Below are 22,154 nucleotides of genomic sequence, written 5' to 3'. Positions count from 1 at the left end.
GTTTATTTACATTAAATGTAAAATTTTTTTAGTTTTCCCCCTTGATGAATGAATTTGTGACCCCATCTTTAAGACATCAACAGTTATCAATCTAAATTATTGCGAGTTGCAAAAAAAAGTTAAGGTTGGAGTAAAAACTCCCTTGAAAATGAAATATTGAGCCTTATATAGATTGATATCGAAATTAAATGAAAAGAATTCCTTTGGAGGCGTTTTAAATGGGTAAAATTATTGGTATCGACTTAGGTACAACTAACTCATGCGTTGCAATTATGGATGGCACTACTGCGCGTGTTCTTGAGAACAGCGAAGGTGATAGAACTACTCCTTCCATCATTGCGTATACACAAGATGGTGAAATTTTAGTTGGTCAGCCAGCAAAACGTCAGGCTGTAACTAACCCAGAAAACACATTATTTGCGATCAAACGTTTGATCGGTCGTCGTTTCCAAGACGAAGAAGTTCAGCGCGACGTGTCTATCATGCCATACAAAATTATTGCGGCTGATAACGGTGATGCGTGGTTAGATGTGAAAGGTCAAAAAATGGCTCCACCACAAGTCTCTGCTGAAGTATTGAAAAAAATGAAGAAAACTGCGGAAGATTATCTGGGTGAGCCAGTAACTGAAGCGGTTATCACTGTACCAGCATACTTTAACGATGCTCAGCGTCAAGCAACCAAAGATGCGGGTCGTATCGCTGGTTTAGACGTAAAACGTATCATCAACGAACCAACAGCAGCAGCGCTGGCATACGGTTTGGATAGAGAAGTCGGCAACCGTACTATCGCGGTATATGACTTAGGTGGTGGTACATTCGACTTATCTATCATCGAAATCGATGAAGTTGATGGCGAAAAAACCTATGAAGTTCTGGCAACCAACGGTGATACTCACTTAGGTGGTGAAGACTTCGATACTCGTTTAATCAACTACTTAGTTGATGAGTTTAAGAAAGAACAAGGTGTTGACCTGCGCAATGATCCGCTGGCAATGCAACGTCTGAAAGAATCTGCTGAAAAAGCAAAAATTGAGCTGTCTTCCGCTCAACAAACTGACGTTAACCTGCCATACATCACTGCGGATGCAACTGGTCCAAAACACATGAACATCAAAGTGACTCGTGCAAAACTGGAGTCACTGGTAGAAGATTTAGTTAAACGTTCTATGGAGCCAGTCAAAGTTGCTCTGCAAGACGCTGGCTTAAGCGTAGGTGACATCAACGACGTTATCTTAGTTGGTGGTCAGACTCGTATGCCAATGGTTCAAAAAGTGGTTGCTGATTTCTTCGGTAAAGAACCACGTAAAGATGTGAACCCAGATGAAGCCGTTGCAATCGGTGCAGCAGTACAAGGTGGTGTATTAGCAGGTGATGTTAAAGACGTTCTGTTACTTGATGTAACACCACTGTCTTTAGGTATCGAAACCATGGGTGGCGTGATGACTTCGTTAATTTCGAAAAACACCACTATCCCAACTAAACACAGCCAAGTGTTCTCAACTGCTGAAGATAACCAAGCTGCCGTGACTATTCACGTGCTGCAAGGTGAACGTAAACGTGCAAGTGATAACAAATCACTGGGTCAGTTTAATTTAGATGGTATTCAAGCAGCACCACGCGGTATGCCACAAATCGAAGTGACTTTTGACATCGATGCGGATGGTATCTTGCATGTTTCTGCGAAAGACAAAAACAGCGGTCGTGAGCAAAACATTACCATTAAGGCTTCTTCTGGTCTGAATGATGAAGAAATCGAAAAAATGGTACGTGATGCAGAAGCAAACGCTGAAGCAGACCGTAAATTTGAAGAGTTAGTACAGGTTCGTAACCAAGCTGACCAACTGATCCACGGTACTCGTAAACAAATCGAAGAAGCGGGCGATAAATTACCAGCAGAAGATAAAGCTAACATCGAAAAAGCAACTTCAGAATTAGAAGTCGCTTCTAAAGGTGAAGATAAAGCTGACATCGAAGCGAAAATCCAAGCGCTGGTAACGGCATCTGCGAAACTTCTGGAAATTGCACAGCAACAAGCTCAAGCGGGCGCTGCGGGTGCAGGTGCAGAAGCGAAGAAAGATGACGACGTTGTTGATGCTGAATTCGAAGAAGTTAACGACAAAGACAAAAAATAAGGCCCTTAGCGGGCGCAGTGACTATAGCAAGAATGTGACATAGTGACTGATACCGGACACGGGCGTTGAGGGAACTCTGCGCCCGTGTCTGCATGTTAAGGGAAAAATAAATGGCGAAAAGAGATTTTTATGAGGTTTTAGGCCTCGAAAAAAATGCTTCAGACAAAGACATCAAGCGAGCGTATAAGCGCTTAGCGATGAAGCACCATCCTGACCGTAATCAGGAGAAAAAAGATGAAGCGGAAGAGAAATTTAAAGAGATAAAAGAAGCTTACGAAGTCCTATCCGACGAGCAAAAACGTGCAGCTTATGATCAATATGGTCATGCCGCGTTTGAACAAGGCGGTATGGGCGGCGGTGGCGGTGGATTCGGCGGCTTTGGTGGCGGCGACTTCAATAGTGATATTTTTGGTGACATCTTCGGTGACATTTTTGGTGGAGGTCGACGCCAACAGCGCCCAAGCCGTGGTTCTGATCTGCAATACAACATGGAACTGACTCTTGAAGAAGCAGTCCGTGGAGTGACCAAAGAGATCCGTATCCCAACACTTGAAAGTTGTGATGTGTGCCACGGTAGTGGTGCGAAACCGGGGACGAGTGCGGAAACTTGCCAAACCTGTCATGGTATGGGGCAAGTCCATATGCGCCAAGGTTTCTTCTCAGTGCAACAAGCTTGTCCAACCTGTCACGGTCGCGGAAAAATTATCAAAGACCCATGCAATAAATGTCATGGTCAAGGTCGCGTAGAGAAATACAAAACCTTATCCGTTAAGATCCCTGCTGGGGTTGATACTGGTGACCGCGTTCGTTTATCAGGTGAGGGTGAAGCCGGAGCAAATGGCGCACCAGCAGGTGATTTATTCGTTCAAATGCACGTTTTACCTCACGATATTTTTGAGCGTGATGGTAATAACTTACATTGCGAAGTACCAATCAACTTTGCAACGGCAGCACTGGGTGGCGAAATCGAAGTGCCAACACTTGATGGGCGCGTTAAACTGAAAATTCCTGCGGAAACCCAAACGGGTAAAACATTCCGTATGAAAGGTAAGGGCGTGAAATCAGTGCGTGGTGGAATGCAAGGTGACTTAATGTGTCACATTGTTGTTGAAACGCCAGTGAAACTGAATGAGAAACAAAAAGAGTTGCTTAGAGAGTTTGGTGAATCGTTAGGTGGCTCTGGGGGCGAAAAAAATAGCCCACGTTCAAAACGTTTTTTAGATGGCGTGAAGAAATTCTTTGATGATCTCACCAACAAATAATGGTTTGATCTCTCAGTAAAAAATAATGGCTGATCCAGTGAAATACTGAATCAGCCATTTTTTTATTTGACGACCTCGCCACTATCAATGACAGTTTTTCGAACTTGATCCGCAAATTGCAGAGCTTCTTTCACAATGGCACTTTCATCTACTGTGAGCACTTTACGATCTTCCATTAGTAGGCTTCCATCAACGATAGAATGACGTACATTGGATGCATTAGCACCATAAACGAGAGCGGCATAAGGGCTGTACATCGGTACCATATTAGGTGATTTAGTATCAACAACAATGATATCCGCCAACTTCCCTGCTTCAAGAGACCCTAATTTATCTTCCATATGAATCGCTTTCGCGGAGCCTTTAGTCGCTAGTTCAACCACGGTTATCGGTGGCATCGCGGCTCTATCTTTATTCTCAAGCTTATGAATTTTACCGACTAAATTAAGTTCATTCATGGTTGTTAAGGTATTGCTCGACATAGGGCCATCAGTTCCTAAGCCTACGCGAACCCCTTTCGCTAACATGGCGGTGACAGGGGCAACGCCCTTGGCTGATTTTGTATTCGCGCTGACATTATGCGCGACTCCGACATCGTATTGCTTGAGGAGGTCGATATCGCTGTCATTGACCATAATGGCATGAGCTGCGATCACTTTACTGTTTAATGCACCAATATCCGCCATGTATTGCACTGGGCTTTTGCCTCCAGTACGTTTGGCAATTTCTTCTTGTTCTCGGTCGGTTTCCGCTAAGTGGATCATAACGGGGACATCAAGCTCTTGAGAAAGTTTGGAAATTTTCTGTAAATGCTCGGTAGTATTGGTATAAGGGGCATGAGGTGCAAAAGCTGGCGTAATGCGAGGATGATCTTTGTATTGATTGATAAAATTCACTGCATAGGCGATGCCTTCATCCGCATTTTGGGCATCAGCAACTGGGAATTTAATAACAGATTCACCAAGGATTGCACGCATACCAATTTTATCGACAGTTTTTGCTACTTCATCTTCAAAATAGTACATATCTACGTATGTGGTAACGCCCCCTTTTAGCATCTCGACATTGGCTAAGTTAGCGCCTACCCGCACCATTTCTCGGGAAACCATCTTACTTTCTAATGGAAAAATGTAGCGGTGTAATCGATCTGGTACATCATCAGCAAGGGAGCGAAATACTGTCATTGATGCATGAGTGTGGGTATTGATTAATCCTGGCATGACAATATCACCATCAACATTAAGTTGTTTTTTGGCAGTATATTGCTTGGTGAGTTCAGGACCACCCACCGCCACAATTTTGTTTTTATCAATAACGACAGTGCCATTTTCAATAACTTTATTGTGGGCATCCATCGTCAAAATGGTTCCATCAACAATCATTAAATCCGCTGGTGTGGCGGCAAGTGCCGCTATTGGCGCTGCTATCATTGACATGGCAACTAAAGATCGGAGTAAGGTCATTTTTACCTCATGACTAAATGAAAAATTAACGCTAAATATTATTGGTGTTGAAAATAGGATGTGAAAAACACATTCATAACATCACTATCTTAACTGGATAGTTTTGCAAGTAACACCCCAAGTAAAATGACAATACAAGCAAGTACTCGCATGGCATTAAATTTTTCCTTGAGAAATACAATTGAGAGAAACATAGCGAAGAGAACGCTGGTTTCACGGATGGCAGCAACAATAACGATAGGCGCTTGGCTCATAGCCCAGATTGCGATGCCATAACTAATTAGTTGCATTAACCCACCGAGTAATCCCGAACGCCAATATTGTTGAAATCCGTGTAGGAGTGAACTTTTATATTTCATTACTCCGGGGATCGCGAGTACTGCGCCATTAAGTAAGAATAGCCATAAGGTATAGACAATCGGATCTTGGCTGGCTCTTGAACCATAGCCATCAGAGAGGGTATAGCAGGCAGTAAAAAAGGCGGTGGATAATGCAAAAATTAGAGCCTTTCCTTTGATATTCAATGAAAATTTTCGCCCTGCAAAAGCGATGGCGATCACCCCTGAAATGATAAATATAATTCCAACAAAACTCATGAATGGTAGGGATTCATTAAATAAAACAATACTTAATAACGCAGTAATTAACGGAGCAGAACCCCGAGAAATAGGGTAAATCTGGCTGAGATCGCCATGGTTGTATGCTTGGCTGAGAAAGTAGATATAACCGATATGAAAGAATACCGACAAAATTAACCATGGCACCGCTTCAGGTGTCGGGAGCCCAAACCAAAATAGCGCGGGAATGGTTAAAATACCTGAAAAAACGGCAATCATCACTAGACCGAAGAAACGGTCATTACCAAATTTAACGAGAGCGTTCCAACTGGCATGACAAAACGCGGCAAACAGCACAGAAAGCAGAACGTATAGAGACATAATATAGAGAAATAATGATTGCCCAAGGGATGCCTGAGTATCACACAAAGTGGCTTTTTTATGAAGGGACTCACAAGGAATAGCGGAAAGGGGCTTTTATTTTTGCGAAGGGCTTCGAAAATCAAAAAATAAATGATTTTTTAGGCTTTCCAGAACAATTATTTTTCCTTAGTCTCTAAAAAATTTGAATTTTTAAAGTGCTTAACTTAATAAATTTATTGTTGGTTTTTAGAATAGTTGCCTATAGTTAAATTAACGATTTATTATCATTCGTTGTGATCTCAATTATCAAATGCTCGGAAATTACGATCATTAATGGATAAATAAACGATTTTTTACGAATTAATGATTATCATAATATTAACATTCAAAAATATTTTTTGAGGTTATTCATATGACAGCAATTATTCGTAAATTTTTAAAGTTAGAAGCAGCAGGAGGGCTACTCCTAATTATTGCTGCCATCGTCGCTTTAATAATGGCTAACACGCCATTACAGGGAGCTTACCAGCAATTTTTAGATATTCCGGTATCCATTAAAATTTCCTCATTTGGATTAGATAAACCTCTGATTCTATGGATTAATGATTTTTTAATGGCGATCTTTTTCCTTGTTGTAGGTTTAGAGGTAAAGCGTGAATTATTGGAAGGATCCCTCGCGGGGCGCGATAAAGCAATATTTCCAGCAATCGCTGCTGTGGGTGGAATGATTGCACCCGCGTTAGTTTATCTAGCGTTTAATGGTGCAGACGATATTACTCGTCAAGGATGGGCTATCCCTGCCGCAACAGATATCGCGTTTGCGTTAGGCGTGATGGCGCTGCTGGGTAAGCGAGTTCCTACGGAACTGAAAGTATTCTTGTTGGCGTTAGCTATCATTGATGACCTGGGTGTTATTGTGATTATCGCCTTCTTTTACACAAGTTCAGTGTCTGTCATCGCATTGAGTTTAGCGGCGTTGTGTGTGGCGATTCTTTGTATGATGAACTGGCGTCGAGTAGAGAATACAGCGGCTTACTTAGTGATCGGCCTTATTTTATGGGTCTGTATTTTAAAATCAGGAGTTCATGCCACGCTGGCTGGGGTGATTGTCGGTTTCTTAATTCCATTAAGAGGCACAAACAATACAAAACCCTCAGAAGAGTTGGAGCATGTGCTACACCCTTGGGTTGTTTATTTAATTTTGCCAATTTTTGCGTTTGCAAACTCAGGGGTACAGCTCAATGGCGTCACTTTTGATGGGTTAATGAGTTCATTACCACTTGGTGTCGCGGCGGGGTTAATATTAGGCAAACCAGTCGGTATTTTCTTATTTAGCTGGATTTCGGTAAAAGTAGGGTTGGCGAAACTGCCAGCATCGATTAACTTGAAGCAAGTATTTGCGGTTTCAGTGCTTTGTGGGATCGGTTTTACTATGTCTATCTTCATCACTGGTCTTGCCTTTGAAGGACTTGATGAGGTGTATAGTACCTACTCTAGGTTGGGTATTTTAATCGGTTCGACAACAGCAGCAGTGCTTGGGTACTTTATGTTAAGAGTCGTGTTACCGAAACCAAAAAACGCACTCAGTAGTGAAGAATAAACATAATAGACGTAATTATTAGTAAGAATTTTCGAGTTAATCTTCTATGATATGCCCGCGGTATGAGTTGCATACTGCGGGTATTTTAACTTATAACTCCCGATTACGGGGTACGGGTAAAGCGTATGGTCAGTATGTACTACGATAATTATTGGCGATACAAAAGGAATCGATATGCGGGTTTCACATCTTAATTTTAACCACCTTTACTATTTCTGGCATGTTTGTAAGGAAGGCTCTGTTGTCGGGGCTGCTGAAGCTCTTTACCTGACTCCACAAACAATTACTGGGCAAATTAAGGCGCTAGAAGAGCGTTTAGGTGGCAAATTATTTAAGCGTCAAGGTCGAGGATTAGTTCCTTCGGAATTGGGACAGCTTATTTTCCGTTATGCAGACAAAATGTTCATGCTCAGCCAAGAAATGCTGGATATTGTCAACTACAGCAGAGAATCAAATCTGCTATTTGATGTGGGTGTGGCTGATGCATTATCGAAACGCTTGGTAAGTCGAGTACTAGAAACGGCAGTTGTGGAACATGAACAAATTCATTTACGCTGTTTTGAATCTACGCATGAATTGTTATTAGAGCAATTAAGCCAACATAAACTGGATATGATTTTGTCTGATTGTCCGGTGGACTCTTCACAGCAAGAGGGGCTATTTTCCGTAAAATTAGGTGAATGCAGCGTCAGTTTTTTCTGTCGTCAGCCTGTACCGAAGAAACCATTCCCTGAATGTCTTGAGGAGCGTCGGTTATTAATTCCTGGGCGTCGCTCTATGTTAGGTCGTCATTTATTAACATGGATTCGCAATAAAAACCTGCAAGTGGAAGTGCTAGGTGAATTTGATGATGCAGCTTTAATGAAAGCATTTGGGATGTATCACAATGCTATTTTTGTGGCACCTTCTTTGTATGCAAAAGATATTTTTGCTGATGATGAAGTGCAAGAGATTGGGTGTTTAGATAGCGTTAAAGAAGAATATTACGTAATTTTTGCGGAACGGATGATCCAACATCCAGCAGTGCAACGGGTCTGCAACAAAGATTTTTCTGAGTTATTCTCAGCGCCATTCAATAATTTAGAACAGAAAGTGTAGAGCGATAAATTTTGCAGACAAAAAAACCGGCCTAAGCCGGTTTTTTTAATAATCAAGAAGCGAAATTACATTGCTTTGATTTGAGCAACTAAGTTAGCTTTATGACGTGCTGCTTTGTTTTTGTGGATCAGGCCTTTGCTAGCGTGGCGATCAACAATAGGTTGCATGTCATTGAATGCTTTCTGAGCAGCTTCTTTATCGCCTGCAGCGATAGCAAGGTAAACTTTCTTAATAAAAGTACGTACCATAGAGCGACGGCTAGCGTTGTGCTGGCGACGTTTCTCTGATTGAACGGCACGTTTCTTAGCTGATTTGATATTAGCCAAGGTCCAACTCCCAAATGTATTCTATTGAGGACAATTTAAAGGTCAAGGAATATGCCCTTTCGCCCTTCATTTGTCAATGGATTTGTGCAAATAAACATCGTGTACTTCGATGCCAATGCGTTGTGAATGGTGCAAGATTCTATCAGTAAATATCAGAAGAATACAGATCTGAGCGTGAAAAAAAGCATAATTGATGGAAGATATTTTAAATCATTTTGCAGAAAAAAATATTTTAGTGATATCCATCATTCATCAAGAGAAAATTTGGTTGCCAGTAGGTTGTTTTTTATACAGTTTGGTTTGCGATCCAAAATGGATGATAAGAAAACTATAAAAATTAAATATTTTTAGAGATCTCCGAGTAAATTTGTTGTATTGATAATCTATTGGTTATCCAAACTTTTTTGATTTGTTTACCCACAAGGATGAGATTCAATGGCGCAGTGTCGTGCAGAAAGATGCTTCGCAGTGTAAAATCATCGGATTAAATAGTGTAGAGATCAAAAAAATAGGGTTTAATGAAAGCTTTTACGAACTTAGGTTAACCTTATGCGTCGTACAAGGTATAATCCTGCAATTTCCTCGGTATTGAGCCAGTTATGGAGCTAATTCGCGGTATACAAAATATCCGGTCGTACCATCATGGTTGCGTACTGACTATTGGTAATTTTGATGGTGTTCATCGTGGGCACCAAGTGTTACTTCAAAATTTGAAGCTTAAGGGTAAGCAGTTAGGTTTACCAACTGTTGTGATGATTTTTGAACCACAGCCCCTTGAGTTTTTTACGGGTGACAAGGCGCCTGCGCGTTTGACACGCCTAAGAGATAAAGTGAAGTACCTTGCAGATAGCGGGGTCGATTATCTGTTATGTGTGGAATTTAACCAGCATTTTGCCTCATTAACACCTGATGCTTTTGTATCTGACTTGTTGGTCGATAAACTCGGTGTGAAATATCTCGCCATTGGTGATGATTTCCGATTTGGAAAAAATCGCATGGGAGATTTTGCTTTTTTACAGCAAGCGGGTCAAAAGTTTGGTTTTGAAGTTGCCGACACGGAAAGCTTTTGTGATTCAGGTGTGCGTGTCAGCAGCACAGCAATCCGTAAAGCGATTCAAAACAATGATCTGCCATTAGCTGAAAATTTACTCGGGCACACTTACCGTATCAGCGGGCGAGTGGTTCATGGTAATCAGTTAGGTCGAACAATAGGTTTTCCGACGGCAAACCTACCGTTAAAACGTTTAGTCACGCCTGTTACAGGTGTGTATGCTGTAGAAGTTCATGGCTTGGGTGATAAGCCTGTGCCGGGTGTGGCAAATATTGGTACACGCCCAACGGTATCTGGAAAAGGTACCCAGTTAGAAGTCCATCTGATTGATGCACATATGGATTTATATGGGCGTCATATTGATGTTGTGTTGCGTAAAAAGTTACGTGATGAACAGCGGTTTGCTTCGTTGGACGCGCTGAAGGAGCAAATTGCTAATGATGTAGTTGCAGCAAGAGAATACCTCGCTGCAATTGGAATCAGATAATTTAGCGGAAAATTGGAACTGAGAATCGATGAGTGACTATAAAAATACCCTGAATCTACCAGAAACAGGGTTCCCAATGCGTGGCGATCTCGCTAAACGCGAACCACAGATGTTAGAACGCTGGTACAAAGAAGGTTTGTATCAAGCAATCCGTAAAGCAAAATCGGGCAAGAAAACGTTTATTCTGCACGATGGTCCTCCGTATGCTAACGGTAGTATTCATATTGGTCACTCAGTAAACAAAATTCTCAAAGATATTATTATTAAATCCAAAGGGTTGGCGGGCTTTGATTCCCCATACATCCCTGGTTGGGACTGCCACGGCTTACCTATTGAACACAAAGTTGAACAAATTGTAGGTAAACCAGGGGAAAAAGTTTCCGCCGCTGAATTTCGTGCAAAATGCCGTGAATATGCTAAAGAGCAAATTGAAGGGCAAAAAGCTGATTTTATGCGTTTAGGTGTGTTAGGTGAGTGGGACAAACCTTATCTGACAATGGATTTTAAAACCGAAGCGAACATCATCCGAGCTCTGGCAAAAACTATCGCGAATGGTCACTTAGTGAAGGGTGCTAAGCCTGTTCATTGGTGTACAGCGTGTGGTTCTTCATTGGCTGAAGCTGAAGTTGAATATTACGATAAAACTTCCCCATCTATCTACGTTCGCTTCCCAGCGGTAGATAGCAAAGCTGTTTGCGAAAAATTTGGTGTGTCCAGCGACAAAGTCCCATCTTTAGTGATCTGGACGACTACACCTTGGACATTGCCAGCTAACCGTGCGATTTCTCTGAATCCGGAATTCAAATATTCATTAGTAGACGCGAATGGCGATTTAGTTATTCTGGCAACTGATCTAGTCGAAGATGTCATGAAAACTGTAGGCATTGAGTCATGGACGGTATTAGGTGAATGTGACGGCAGTGCACTCGAGTTGCTGCGATTTGAACATCCATTTATGGGCTTCGATGTTCCTGCAATTTTAGGTGACCACGTGACTCTGGATGCCGGTACTGGTGCAGTCCATACAGCACCAGGTCATGGTCCTGAAGACTATGTTGTGGGTCAAAAATATGGCTTAGAAACCGCGAACCCAGTCGGTCCAGATGGCTGCTTCTTACCAAATACTTACCCTAGCTTAGATGGCTTATTTATTTTTAAAGCTAACGATGTGGTACTGGAAATCCTGAGCGAGAAAGGCTTGCTGATGTACAAAAAAGCGATTTCTCACAGCTATCCATGTTGCTGGCGTCATAAGACCCCTGTTATTTTCCGTGCGACACCACAATGGTTTATCGGCATGGATAAAAATGGTCTGCGTGAACAATCGCTGAAAGAGATCGACATTGTTCAGTGGATCCCAGGTTGGGGTCGTGCACGTATCGAATCAATGGTCGAAAATCGTCCTGACTGGTGTATTTCGCGTCAACGTACTTGGGGTACTCCAATGTCGTTATTCGTGCATAAAGACACCGAAGAACTGCATCCGCGTACCTTAGAGTTGATGGAAGAAGTCGCTAAACGTGTTGAAGTCGATGGTATTCAAGCATGGTGGGATTTAGATCCGGCTGATCTGCTAGGCGCTGATGCTGACACTTATCGTAAAGTTCCAGACACCTTAGACGTTTGGTTTGATTCAGGATCGACCCACTTTGCAGTGGTTGATGCTCGCCCTGAATTCCACGGTAACTCTGCGGATATGTATTTGGAAGGTTCTGACCAACATCGTGGTTGGTTCATGTCTTCTCTGATGCTGTCTACCTCGATGAAAGGTAAAGCACCTTATCGCCAAGTATTGACTCACGGTTTCACCGTTGATGGTCAAGGTCGTAAGATGTCTAAATCGTTAGGTAATACAGTTAGCCCACAAGATGTAATGAACAAGCTCGGTGCTGATATTCTGCGTCTTTGGGTTGCATCAACAGACTACACGGGTGAAATCGCGGTCTCTGATGAAATTTTAAAACGTGCAGCAGATTCTTATCGTCGTATTCGTAACACCGCTCGCTTCTTACTGGCGAACTTAAATGGTTTCAATCCAGAAACAGATATGGTGAAACCCGAAGATATGGTGGTGTTAGACCGCTGGGCGGTTGGTCGTGCATTAGAAGCACAAAAAGAGATTACAAAAGCGTACGATGAGTATGATTTCTTAGGTGTTATTCAACGCTTAATGCATTTCTGCTCTATCGAGATGGGCTCATTCTATCTGGATATTATCAAAGACCGCCAGTATACCGCGAAAAGTGATAGCCTTGCGCGCCGTAGTTGCCAAACTGCACTGTTCCATATTGTGGAAGCCTTGGTTCGCTGGATTGCACCAGTACTGTCCTTCACGTCTGATGAAATCTGGAACGAGTTACCGGGTGAGCGTGCTCAGTTTGTTCTGACAGAAGAGTGGTACAATGGTTTATTTGGCTTAGATTCATCTGAAGCGATGAATGATAACTTCTGGGCAGATTTGTTAGCCGTACGTGGTGAAGTCAATAAAGTATTAGAACAAGCGCGTACCGACAAGCTGATTGGTGGTTCACTGGAAGCATCAGTAACTTTATATGCTGATAGCGCATTAGCGGCTAAGCTGAATAGCTTAGGTGATGAACTACGCTTCGCACTGTTAACATCTCAAGCAAGTGTAGCGGATATTGCTACTGCTCCTGAAGATGCAAAAGACAGTGAGCTGAAAGGCCTGAAAATTACCTTCAGTAAAGCGGCTGGGGAAAAATGTCCTCGTTGCTGGCATTACGCAAGTGATATTGGTGCAGTGGCAGAACAACCTGAAATCTGTGGTCGCTGTGTGACTAACGTAGCCGGAAACGGTGAATTACGTAAGTTTGCTTAATGAAGACACCTATTTGTTCTACTGGTTTGCGTTGGCTGTGGCTAACGGTTGTGATTATCGTCGCGGATTTAGCTATTAAGCAATTGGTCTTAAAAGAGCTGACTCTGTACGAACCACATCCTGTAATTCCGTACTTTAACATTATGTACGCCCAAAACTTTGGTGCGGCATTTAGTTTTCTGGCGGATAAAGGCGGCTGGCAGCGCTGGTTCTTTGCTGGCATAGCTATCGCCATCTCTATTATTCTCATGGTGATGATGTATCGCCAAAGTGTGAAGAAACGGCTGAGTAATATTGCTTATGCATTAATTATTGGTGGTGCGATCGGTAACTTATTTGACCGATTAGTACATGGCTTTGTGGTTGACTACATCGATTTTTATGTTGGCAACTGGCATTGGCCAACCTTTAATTTGGCTGACATGGCGATTTGTATTGGTGCGGCATTGGTGATTTTTGAAGGCTTTTTGCCAGATAAACCCAAACAGCAAGATGCCAAATAGAACAGATAGCACGATAGGTAAATAAAGTCCTATATTGCATACAAATAACTTCAGCCCGGTAAGTACCGGGCTGAACTTTATGACGGAAAACAGGTTTAGGTTATGTCTACTCAAATACAGGCGCAGAGTTCTGTTTTACTGAATTTCACTCTGAAATTAGAAGATGGCTCAACGGCGGATTCTTCTCAGGCACAAGGAAAGCCTGCGTTGTTTGCCCTTGGAAATGATTCGCTATCACCGGAATTAGAAGCTCAACTGATTGGGTTATCTGAAGGTGAAAAGAAAACATTTTCACTCGCGGGGGATACGGTATTTGGGAAGCATAATCCAGATTTAGTGCAATACTTTTCATTACGTGATTTTATGGAAACGGGGACCCCTGAAATTGGTACCATCATGCTGTTTACAGCAATGAATGGCAGCGAAATGCCAGGCGTTGTAAAAGCTATTGAGGGTGAGTCAATCACTGTTGATTTTAATCACCCGCTTGCTGAGCAACAAATCACTTTTGAAATTGAAGTTCTTGAAATAGACCCACAATTGGAGAGTCACCATGCAAATATTAATGGCTAATCCTCGTGGATTTTGTGCGGGTGTTGACCGTGCAATCAGTATTGTTGAGCGTGCTTTAGAAATTTATGGCGCACCAATCTATGTCCGCCATGAAGTGGTGCATAACCGCTATGTGGTTGATGATTTACGCCAGCGTGGCGCTATTTTTATTGAGGAAATCTCAGAGGTTCCTGACGGCTCTATTTTGATTTTCTCAGCCCATGGCGTTTCACAAGCGATCCGTCAAGAGGCTCGCTCACGTGATTTAACCATGTTATTTGATGCAACCTGCCCATTAGTCACCAAAGTTCATATGGAAGTGGCGAGAGCGAGCCGTAAAGGCAAAGAAGCTATTTTAATTGGTCATGCTGGGCATCCTGAAGTGGAAGGCACAATGGGGCAGTACAATAACCCTGAAGGGGGTATGTACCTTGTTGAAAGCCCTGAAGATGTATGGAAATTACAGGTCAAAGATGAAAATAACCTGAGCTTTATGACTCAGACTACGCTGTCTGTAGATGATACGTCTGATGTGATTGATGCATTAACTCGTCGATTCCCAAATATTGTGGGTCCTCGTAAAGATGATATTTGTTATGCAACGACTAACCGTCAAGAAGCGGCGCGTGAATTGGCTGAGAAAGCGGATATCGTGCTGGTTGTTGGCTCAAAAAATTCATCTAACTCAAACCGCTTAGCTGAGTTAGCGTCGAGAATGGGTAAAGCTGCGTTTCTGATTGATGGCGCGGAAGATATCCAAACTGAGTGGTTAAAAGGTAAGAGTATTATTGGGTTAACCGCTGGAGCTTCAGCCCCCGATATTTTAGTCCGCCAAGTGATTGATAGACTAAAAGAGTTAGGTGCAGATTCCGTCGTTGAGTTACAAGGACGAGAAGAAAACATCGTTTTTGAAGTCCCAAAAGAATTGCGCGTTGAAGTAAAAGAAATTAACTAAGATACTGAATTTATTATAATGATAGCGACTTTATGAGTGGCTATCATTTTCTATTTTTATTTATTTTTCCTCCCTCAATACAATTTTTTCTGATAATCACGCCTCTTTCTACGCTTTTATTAATATCTCCAGATTAGTGCTGGCGTCCCGATTCAAGTTTCTTTAAGGTATAACCAAGATTTTATTTTGGTTTTCGCCTCAATATTTACGAAAGGATCAAAAATGGCAGATTCAACTGTACGCGTTGCGATTGTCGGTGCGGGTGGGCGCATGGGGCGCCAATTAATTCAAGCAGCACAAGAACAAGACGGAATTCAACTTGGCGCAGCTATTGAGCGAGAAGGCTCTTCACTTATTGGCATCGATGCCGGTGAACTGGCGGGAATTGGGCAAATTGGAGTGAAAGTCGTTGGTCACTTAGATTCTGTCGTTAATGATTTTGATGTACTGATTGATTTCACTCGCCCTGAAGGCACCTTGCAATACTTAGCATTCTGTCAATCTCACCAAAAAGGCATGGTCATTGGAACCACAGGGTTTGATGAACAAGGAAAATTGGCTATTGCTGAAGCCTCAAAATCTATCCCAATTGTCTTCGCTGCTAACTTTAGCGTTGGTGTGAATCTGGTGCTGAAATTACTGGAAAAAGCGGCGAAAGTGATGGGAGATTACACCGATATTGAAATTATTGAAGCTCATCATCGTCATAAAGTCGATGCACCTTCAGGTACTGCGCTGGCGATGGGTGAATCTATCGCGGATGCATTAGGCAAAGATCTGAAAGAGTGCGCGGTGTATGCACGTGAAGGCTATACCGGAGAGCGTGAACCAGGCACGATTGGTTTTGCTACTGTACGTGCTGGCGATATTGTTGGTGAGCATACTGCAATGTTTGCTGATATTGGCGAGCGTGTAGAAATAAGCCACAAGGCTTCCAGTCGTATGACCTTTGCTAAAGGTGCGATAAGGGCATCATCTTGGGTTAATGGTAAGAAAGATGGACTATACAATATGAAAGATGTCCTTAATCTTGATGATTTGTAGTTTTTTGTAAAATAATTTTTTGTTTAAAATCAGATGGCTTCATTTGAAGTCTCTGATTTATTGGTGTCTATTTATTTAATATAATTGTAGCTCTTATTTTTTATTGTCTTTTTGTTATTTTATCTCTTTTTTACTCAAAAATTGCACTTTAGATCCTCCATTGTCTGCGCTATTATCCATTTTTCACTTTTCTTCGCTATTAATCGTTTGCTTTTTTACCCATGAATAGTTATTTCATTAGCCTTCTATAGAAAAAATAGGTAAGAATGCAAAAAAGTAAGCTAAAAGTGAAAAAAATGCATTTTTTTCTAGACAAGACTCTATCCCATCATTAGAATGCGCGCAATTTGCCAAAAATTTGCTTAAAAACTCATTTTGGCATTGATTTAGATCGCAAAATCTGAATTAATATGCAAAAAATATGATTGATTATTCTCCGGAGGATGTTTTGATTAACTCAGCTATATTGGTTCTGGAAGACGGAACCCAATTCCACGGGCGCGCCATTGGTGCTGAAGGGGCCGCTATTGGAGAAGTCGTTTTCAATACTTCAATGACCGGATATCAAGAAATAATTACTGACCCTTCCTATTCCCGCCAAATTGTTACTCTCACTTATCCCCATATTGGTAATGTCGGCACTAATGCTGATGACGAAGAATCTCCTAACGTACATGCTCAAGGCCTTATCATTCGCGACTTACCATTAATCTACAGTAACTTTCGTGGTCAGGAAGGCTTGTCTGAATATCTGAAACGCCACAATGTGGTGGCTATCGCTGATATCGACACGCGAAAACTAACTCGCCTGTTAAGAGAAAAAGGTGCACAAAACGGTTGTATCATCGCAGGGGATAACCCAGATGCGGCGCTGGCTTTAGAAAAAGCCCGCAGCTTCTCAGGTTTAAATGGTTTAGATTTAGCAAAAGAAGTTTGCACCAAAGAGATTTACAGCTGGACTCAACGCTCTTGGAACTTAGATGAAGGGCAACCCGCTGCGAGTAAAGAAGACGAGTTGCCATTACACGTTGTTGCTTACGACTTTGGTGCGAAACGCAACATTCTACGTATGTTGGTTGACCGTGGCTGCCGATTAACCGTTGTGCCTGCAACAACGCCAGCAGAAGCAGTCTTAGCGATGAATCCAGACGGTATCTTCTTATCAAACGGACCTGGCGACCCTGCACCTTGTGACTATGCTATCAACGCAATCCAAGAATTTTTGAAAACTGATATTCCAGTCTTTGGAATTTGCTTAGGTCACCAACTATTAGCATTAGCGAGCGGTGCCAATACCGTGAAAATGAAGTTTGGTCATCACGGTGCTAACCACCCAGTCAAAGATTTAGATAAAGATGTTGTGATGATTACGGCTCAAAACCACGGTTTTGCGGTTGATGAATCCACATTACCCGACACATTGCGTGTGACACACAAATCTCTGTTTGATGGCACCTTACAAGGTATTCATCGCACAGATAAACCAGCATTCAGTTTCCAAGGTCACCCAGAAGCCAGTTCTGGCCCTCATGATGCTGCCGGTCTTTTTGACCACTTCATTGACTTAATTAATGAATATCGTCAAAACACACCACGTTCAAACGCAAAATAATCGGGAGCAAGACAATGGCAAAACGTACAGATATTAAAAGCATTCTGATTCTTGGAGCGGGCCCGATTGTTATCGGACAAGCATGTGAGTTTGACTATTCAGGTGCACAAGCGTGTAAAGCGCTAAGAGAAGAAGGCTACCGCGTTATTCTGGTGAACTCTAACCCAGCGACAATCATGACCGACCCAGAGATGGCTGATGCGACATATATCGAGCCAATTCACTGGGAAGTGGTCCGCAAAATTATTGAAAAAGAGCGCCCAGATGCAGTATTACCAACCATGGGTGGGCAAACCGCGCTGAACTGTGCTCTAGAGCTTGAGCGTCAAGGCGTACTCGCTGAATTTGGCGTGACCATGATTGGTGCAACTGCGGATGCAATTGATAAGGCAGAAGATCGCCAGCGCTTTGATAAAGCGATGAAAAAAATTGGTTTAGGTACTGCTCGTTCAGGTATCGCCCATACGATGGAAGAAGCGAATGCAGTTGCTGATGATGTCGGCTTCCCATGCATTATCCGTCCATCATTCACCATGGGGGGGTCTGGTGGTGGTATCGCATATAACCGTGAAGAATTTGAAGAAATCTGTACTCGTGGCTTAGATTTATCCCCAACTAACGAACTCTTAATTGATGAGTCGTTAATTGGCTGGAAAGAGTATGAAATGGAAGTCGTACGCGATAAGAAAGATAACTGTATTATCGTCTGCTCGATTGAAAACTTTGATGCAATGGGGATCCACACAGGTGACTCCATCACTGTGGCTCCTGCACAAACACTGACCGATAAAGAATACCAAATCATGCGTGACGCCTCGATGGCAGTATTGCGTGAAATCGGTGTTGAAACGGGGGGCTCTAACGTTCAGTTCGCTGTTAACCCTAAAGACGGTCGTTTAATCGTTATCGAAATGAACCCACGTGTTTCTCGTTCATCCGCACTCGCGTCAAAAGCAACCGGCTTTCCAATTGCAAAAATTGCCGCAAAACTTGCGGTAGGTTACACCCTTGATGAATTGATGAATGACATTACAGGTGGTCGCACACCGGCGTCATTTGAACCGTCCATCGACTACGTTGTGACCAAAATTCCACGCTTTAACTTCGAAAAATTCGCAGGTAGCAACGACCGTTTGACCACCCAAATGAAATCAGTGGGTGAGGTGATGGCTATCGGTCGCACATTCCAAGAATCTATGCAAAAAGCACTGCGTGGTCTGGAAGTAGGCGCAACAGGCTTCGACCCGAAAGTGAGCCAGGATGACCCAGAATCGTTAACTCGCATTCGTCGAGAACTGAAAGATGCGGGCTCTGACCGTATTTGGTACATCGCTGATGCATTCCGCGCAGGCCTATCTATCGATGGTATCTTCAACCTGACCAATATCGACCGCTGGTTCTTAGTGCAAATTGAAGAGCTGGTGCGTTTAGAAAACGAAGTGGCAGAATTAGGTATCAATGGTCTGACGAAAGATTTCTTACGCCATCTGAAGCGTAAAGGTTTTGCGGATGCGCGTCTGGCAAGCTTAGTGGGTGTTTCTGAAGCGGAGTTGCGTAAATTACGCCAAGGTTATGATTTACACCCAGTTTATAAGCGTGTAGATACCTGTGCGGCAGAGTTTGCAACCGACACTGCATACATGTACTCCACTTATGAAGACGAATGCGAATCTAACCCGAACAGCGACAAGCCAAAAATCATGGTATTAGGTGGTGGTCCAAACCGTATCGGTCAAGGTATTGAATTCGACTACTGTTGTGTACACGCGTCATTAGCGCTGCGTGAAGATGGTTATGAAACCATCATGGTGAACTGTAACCCAGAAACCGTTTCAACGGACTACGATACTTCAGACCGCCTCTATTTTGAACCTGTCACACTGGAAGATGTGCTGGAAATCGTGCGCATTGAACAGCCGAAAGGCGTCATTGTTCAGTACGGTGGTCAAACACCACTGAAATTAGCGCGTGCGTTAGAAGCTGCAGGTGTACCGGTGATTGGTACTAGTCCAGATGCGATTGACCGTGCAGAAGACCGTGAGCGTTTCCAACAAGCTGTTAACCGCTTAAACCTGAAACAGCCACAAAACGCGACGGTTGCGACTATCGAACAAGCCGTCGAAAAAGCTGCGGGGATTGGTTACCCGCTGGTGGTGCGTCCATCTTATGTTCTGGGTGGTCGAGCAATGGAAATCGTATACGATGAAATCGACCTGCGTCGCTACTTCCAAACCGCAGTCAGTGTTTCTAACGACGCACCAGTATTGTTAGACCGCTTCCTAGATGATGCAATTGAAGTTGACGTGGATGCCATCTGCGACGGTGAAATGGTGCTAATTGGCGGAATTATGGAGCACATTGAGCAAGCGGGTGTTCACTCTGGTGACTCCGCGTGTTCACTGCCAGCTTATACATTAAGCCAAGAAATTCAGGATGTCATGCGTGAGCAAGTGCGTAGCCTTGCATTTGAACTGCGCGTTCGCGGTCTGATGAACGTCCAGTTCGCGGTGAAGAATAACGAAGTTTACCTGATTGAAGTAAACCCACGTGCAGCAAGAACGGTACCATTCGTCTCGAAAGCAACAGGTGTGCAGTTAGCGAAAGTTGCCGCGCGCGTGATGGCGGGGCAAACATTGACCCAGCAAGGCGTGACTCAAGAAGTTATTCCACCTTACTACTCGGTGAAAGAAGTTGTTCTGCCATTTAACAAATTCCAAGGTGTTGACCCAATTCTTGGACCTGAAATGCGCTCAACAGGTGAAGTGATGGGTGTGGGACGCACATTTGCTGAAGCGTTTGCTAAAGCGATGTTAGGCAGCAACTCAACTATGAAAAAATCAGGTCGCGCACTACTATCAGTTCGTGAAGGTGATAAAACTCGCGTTGTAGATTTAGCTGCCAAATTGCTGAAGCACGGCTTTGAGTTAGACGCAACTCACGGAACTGCGATTGTTCTGGGAGAAGCGGGTATTAACCCTCGTCTGGTCAACAAAGTGCACGAAGGTCGTCCGCACATTCAAGACCGCATTAAGAATGGTGAGTATAACTACATTGTGAATACAACAGCAGGTCGACAAGCGATTGAAGATTCAAAACTCATTCGTGGTAGCGCGCTACGTTACAAAGTTCACTATGATACAACCCTAAACGGCGGCTTCGCGACGGCATTATCACTCAGCGCAGATCCAACTGATAAAGTGATTTCTGTGCAAGAGATGCATGCGTTAATCAAATAATTATTGATTCGATAATTATTAACCCCAGCGGCGTTATTGCCACTGGGGTTTTTTATGAGTTATTGAAAATGAAATAAAGGGAATATAGTCACAGCAAAAGACCGCGGGCAAAACACGTTGTGGCTTTTCAGTTTTTAGGGGGACTAAAAATGGACGGTTTGGATACCGATTGTTGCGGCTTGTCCACCCACACAAACTCGGCTGATAGCCTGATCTTGATGAGAAATTTCCACTTGAATTTGCGAGGAGCATCCCATTGCCCGCCCTTGCTCTAACAAAAAATGATTTTCAGTAGGGAAAACATGCTTGACCAAATAGCACCCTAACGCACCGCTAGCACTGCCTGTTGCGGACTCTTCATTAATACCATACAGCGGTGCGAAATTCCGACAATGAGCGGTGAAAGGTAGCTCTCGGCTCAACTCAAACACATGAAAACCAATCGAATCGAATTCACGGCTCAGTTGTGCGATAGCATCATAATTGGGTTTTAAGTTATCTAATTGACTGGGTTGCACTGGAACTAAAATATCAGGTAATCCAGTAGAGATAATTTCAATAGGCAAACCCGTTTTCGTGATTGTTTCGGTTGGAATACCTAATGCAGCAGCAACGGCATTCACATCGGGTCCTTGGCGGGTAATGGGGAGTGCTTGCTCCATAATAACGCCATCAGCACTGACCGTAACATTTAAAATACCTGCTTTGGTCTTTTGGGAGTAGGTGCCAGCGCCTAACTGGTTCAATGAAAATAGGGTAAAAAAGACAGCCAATGTTGCATGTCCACAAAAGTCGACTTCACTTTCAGGGGTGAAGAAATCCACTTTATAATCCGTTTCTTCACCTGCACTTTCACCAGTATAGACAAAAGCCGTTTCGGAAAATCCTACTTGTCGAGCAATCTCTATTTTCTGTGTATCGCTGAGTTCTGGCGGGTTGAGTATGACTCCTGCGGGATTACCACCTGTGTTATCACGGGTAAATGAGTTTACAAGATAAACGTTGATTTCATACTCTGATGCGTGTGTGGTCTCGTATGACATGGTGACTCCAAGGTAATAAAACGCGCCTACC

Annotated in this window: 16 protein-coding genes; 12 read left to right on the top strand and 4 right to left on the bottom strand. The window is 43.0% G+C overall.

Annotated elements, in window-relative coordinates:
* The first annotated feature begins 218 nt into the window (after positions 1–218).
* Complete coding sequence (gene dnaK, locus PR766_RS03020; RefSeq protein WP_006657142.1) at positions 219–2,132, top strand: molecular chaperone DnaK; 1,914 nt, start codon at positions 219–221, stop codon at positions 2,130–2,132.
* Positions 2,133–2,242: 110 nt separating this feature from the next.
* Positions 2,243–3,394 carry a molecular chaperone DnaJ gene (gene dnaJ / locus PR766_RS03015; RefSeq protein WP_006662812.1) on the top strand — a complete coding sequence of 384 codons (1,152 nt, stop codon included), beginning with the start codon at positions 2,243–2,245 and terminating at the stop codon, positions 3,392–3,394.
* 62 nt (positions 3,395–3,456) lie between these two features.
* Here the strand turns inward: dnaJ and PR766_RS03010 are convergent, their stop codons facing one another.
* Together PR766_RS03010 and PR766_RS03005 are read right to left on the bottom strand one after the other, a co-directional pair.
* Complete coding sequence (locus PR766_RS03010; RefSeq protein ID WP_036963010.1) at positions 3,457–4,857, bottom strand: amidohydrolase; 1,401 nt, start codon at positions 4,855–4,857, stop codon at positions 3,457–3,459.
* 89 nt (positions 4,858–4,946) lie between these two features.
* A complete protein-coding gene (locus tag PR766_RS03005; RefSeq protein WP_006657145.1) occupies positions 4,947–5,795 on the bottom strand; it encodes an EamA family transporter in 849 nt (282 codons plus the stop codon).
* Between the two features lie 394 nt (positions 5,796–6,189).
* Between PR766_RS03005 and nhaA the strand changes: the two genes are divergently transcribed.
* Both nhaA and nhaR read left to right on the top strand, forming a co-directional pair.
* Positions 6,190–7,377 carry a Na+/H+ antiporter NhaA gene (nhaA, locus tag PR766_RS03000; RefSeq protein WP_006657146.1) on the top strand — a complete coding sequence of 396 codons (1,188 nt, stop codon included), beginning with the start codon at positions 6,190–6,192 and terminating at the stop codon, positions 7,375–7,377.
* A 174-nt stretch (positions 7,378–7,551) separates the two neighbouring features.
* On the top strand, positions 7,552–8,475 hold the full coding sequence (nhaR, locus tag PR766_RS02995) for a transcriptional activator NhaR (protein ID WP_006657147.1): 924 nt from the start codon (positions 7,552–7,554) through the stop codon (positions 8,473–8,475).
* A 65-nt stretch (positions 8,476–8,540) separates the two neighbouring features.
* On the opposite strand, the gene rpsT is transcribed toward nhaR, so the two are convergent.
* Positions 8,541–8,801, bottom strand: a complete 261-nt coding sequence (rpsT, locus tag PR766_RS02990) for a 30S ribosomal protein S20 (RefSeq protein WP_006662810.1) — start codon at positions 8,799–8,801, stop codon at positions 8,541–8,543.
* A 599-nt stretch (positions 8,802–9,400) separates the two neighbouring features.
* On the opposite strand from rpsT, the gene ribF reads away from it, so the two are divergent.
* The 8 genes from ribF to carB all read left to right on the top strand — a co-directional run bounded on the left by ribF (position 9,401) and on the right by carB (position 21,080).
* Positions 9,401–10,339 carry a bifunctional riboflavin kinase/FAD synthetase gene (gene ribF, locus PR766_RS02985; protein ID WP_006657150.1) on the top strand — a complete coding sequence of 313 codons (939 nt, stop codon included), beginning with the start codon at positions 9,401–9,403 and terminating at the stop codon, positions 10,337–10,339.
* Positions 10,340–10,367: 28 nt separating this feature from the next.
* Positions 10,368–13,178 (top strand): isoleucine--tRNA ligase, encoded by a 2,811-nt coding sequence (gene ileS, locus PR766_RS02980; RefSeq protein ID WP_154636320.1) that lies wholly within the window; start codon positions 10,368–10,370, stop codon positions 13,176–13,178.
* A complete protein-coding gene (lspA, locus tag PR766_RS02975) occupies positions 13,178–13,681 on the top strand; it encodes a signal peptidase II (RefSeq protein ID WP_006657152.1) in 504 nt (167 codons plus the stop codon). The genes ileS and lspA overlap by 1 nt, the downstream gene beginning before the upstream one ends.
* A 102-nt stretch (positions 13,682–13,783) precedes the next feature.
* On the top strand, positions 13,784–14,254 hold the full coding sequence (gene fkpB, locus PR766_RS02970) for an FKBP-type peptidyl-prolyl cis-trans isomerase (RefSeq protein WP_006657153.1): 471 nt from the start codon (positions 13,784–13,786) through the stop codon (positions 14,252–14,254).
* On the top strand, positions 14,235–15,188 hold the full coding sequence (gene ispH, locus PR766_RS02965; RefSeq protein ID WP_006657154.1) for a 4-hydroxy-3-methylbut-2-enyl diphosphate reductase: 954 nt from the start codon (positions 14,235–14,237) through the stop codon (positions 15,186–15,188). The genes fkpB and ispH overlap by 20 nt, the downstream gene beginning before the upstream one ends.
* A 222-nt stretch (positions 15,189–15,410) precedes the next feature.
* Positions 15,411–16,232, top strand: a complete 822-nt coding sequence (gene dapB / locus PR766_RS02960; RefSeq protein ID WP_006657155.1) for a 4-hydroxy-tetrahydrodipicolinate reductase — start codon at positions 15,411–15,413, stop codon at positions 16,230–16,232.
* A gap of 448 nt (positions 16,233–16,680) precedes the next feature.
* Complete coding sequence (gene carA, locus PR766_RS02955) at positions 16,681–17,844, top strand: glutamine-hydrolyzing carbamoyl-phosphate synthase small subunit (RefSeq protein ID WP_154631675.1); 1,164 nt, start codon at positions 16,681–16,683, stop codon at positions 17,842–17,844.
* A 14-nt stretch (positions 17,845–17,858) separates the two neighbouring features.
* A complete protein-coding gene (gene carB, locus PR766_RS02950) occupies positions 17,859–21,080 on the top strand; it encodes a carbamoyl-phosphate synthase large subunit (RefSeq protein WP_006657157.1) in 3,222 nt (1,073 codons plus the stop codon).
* 143 nt (positions 21,081–21,223) lie between these two features.
* Here carB and PR766_RS02945 read toward each other — a convergent pair whose 3' ends face one another.
* Positions 21,224–22,123 (bottom strand): PhzF family phenazine biosynthesis protein, encoded by a 900-nt coding sequence (locus tag PR766_RS02945; protein WP_006657158.1) that lies wholly within the window; start codon positions 22,121–22,123, stop codon positions 21,224–21,226.
* Positions 22,124–22,154 lie beyond the last annotated feature (31 nt).

Source organism: Providencia sp. PROV208 (assembly GCF_028479465.1).
Taxonomy (GTDB): domain Bacteria; phylum Pseudomonadota; class Gammaproteobacteria; order Enterobacterales; family Enterobacteriaceae; genus Providencia; species Providencia alcalifaciens.
Note: the sequence above shows the minus strand (reverse complement) of the source record. Positions and strands in the feature narration are given on the sequence as shown.

Excerpts from the sequence above, each read along its gene's own strand:
- dnaK (WP_006657142.1), top strand. The coding sequence starts at position 219 with ATGGGTAAAATTATTGGTATCGACTTAGGTACAACTAACTCATGCGTT.
- dnaJ (WP_006662812.1), top strand. The coding sequence starts at position 2,243 with ATGGCGAAAAGAGATTTTTATGAGGTTTTAGGCCTCGAAAAAAATGCT.
- PR766_RS03010 (WP_036963010.1), bottom strand. The coding sequence starts at position 4,857 with ATGACCTTACTCCGATCTTTAGTTGCCATGTCAATGATAGCAGCGCCA.
- PR766_RS03005 (WP_006657145.1), bottom strand. The coding sequence starts at position 5,795 with ATGTCTCTATACGTTCTGCTTTCTGTGCTGTTTGCCGCGTTTTGTCAT.
- nhaA (WP_006657146.1), top strand. The coding sequence starts at position 6,190 with ATGACAGCAATTATTCGTAAATTTTTAAAGTTAGAAGCAGCAGGAGGG.
- nhaR (WP_006657147.1), top strand. The coding sequence starts at position 7,552 with ATGCGGGTTTCACATCTTAATTTTAACCACCTTTACTATTTCTGGCAT.
- ribF (WP_006657150.1), top strand. The coding sequence starts at position 9,401 with ATGGAGCTAATTCGCGGTATACAAAATATCCGGTCGTACCATCATGGT.
- ileS (WP_154636320.1), top strand. The coding sequence starts at position 10,368 with ATGAGTGACTATAAAAATACCCTGAATCTACCAGAAACAGGGTTCCCA.
- lspA (WP_006657152.1), top strand. The coding sequence starts at position 13,178 with ATGAAGACACCTATTTGTTCTACTGGTTTGCGTTGGCTGTGGCTAACG.
- fkpB (WP_006657153.1), top strand. The coding sequence starts at position 13,784 with ATGTCTACTCAAATACAGGCGCAGAGTTCTGTTTTACTGAATTTCACT.
- ispH (WP_006657154.1), top strand. The coding sequence starts at position 14,235 with ATGCAAATATTAATGGCTAATCCTCGTGGATTTTGTGCGGGTGTTGAC.
- dapB (WP_006657155.1), top strand. The coding sequence starts at position 15,411 with ATGGCAGATTCAACTGTACGCGTTGCGATTGTCGGTGCGGGTGGGCGC.
- carB (WP_006657157.1), top strand. The coding sequence starts at position 17,859 with ATGGCAAAACGTACAGATATTAAAAGCATTCTGATTCTTGGAGCGGGC.
- PR766_RS02945 (WP_006657158.1), bottom strand. The coding sequence starts at position 22,123 with ATGTCATACGAGACCACACACGCATCAGAGTATGAAATCAACGTTTAT.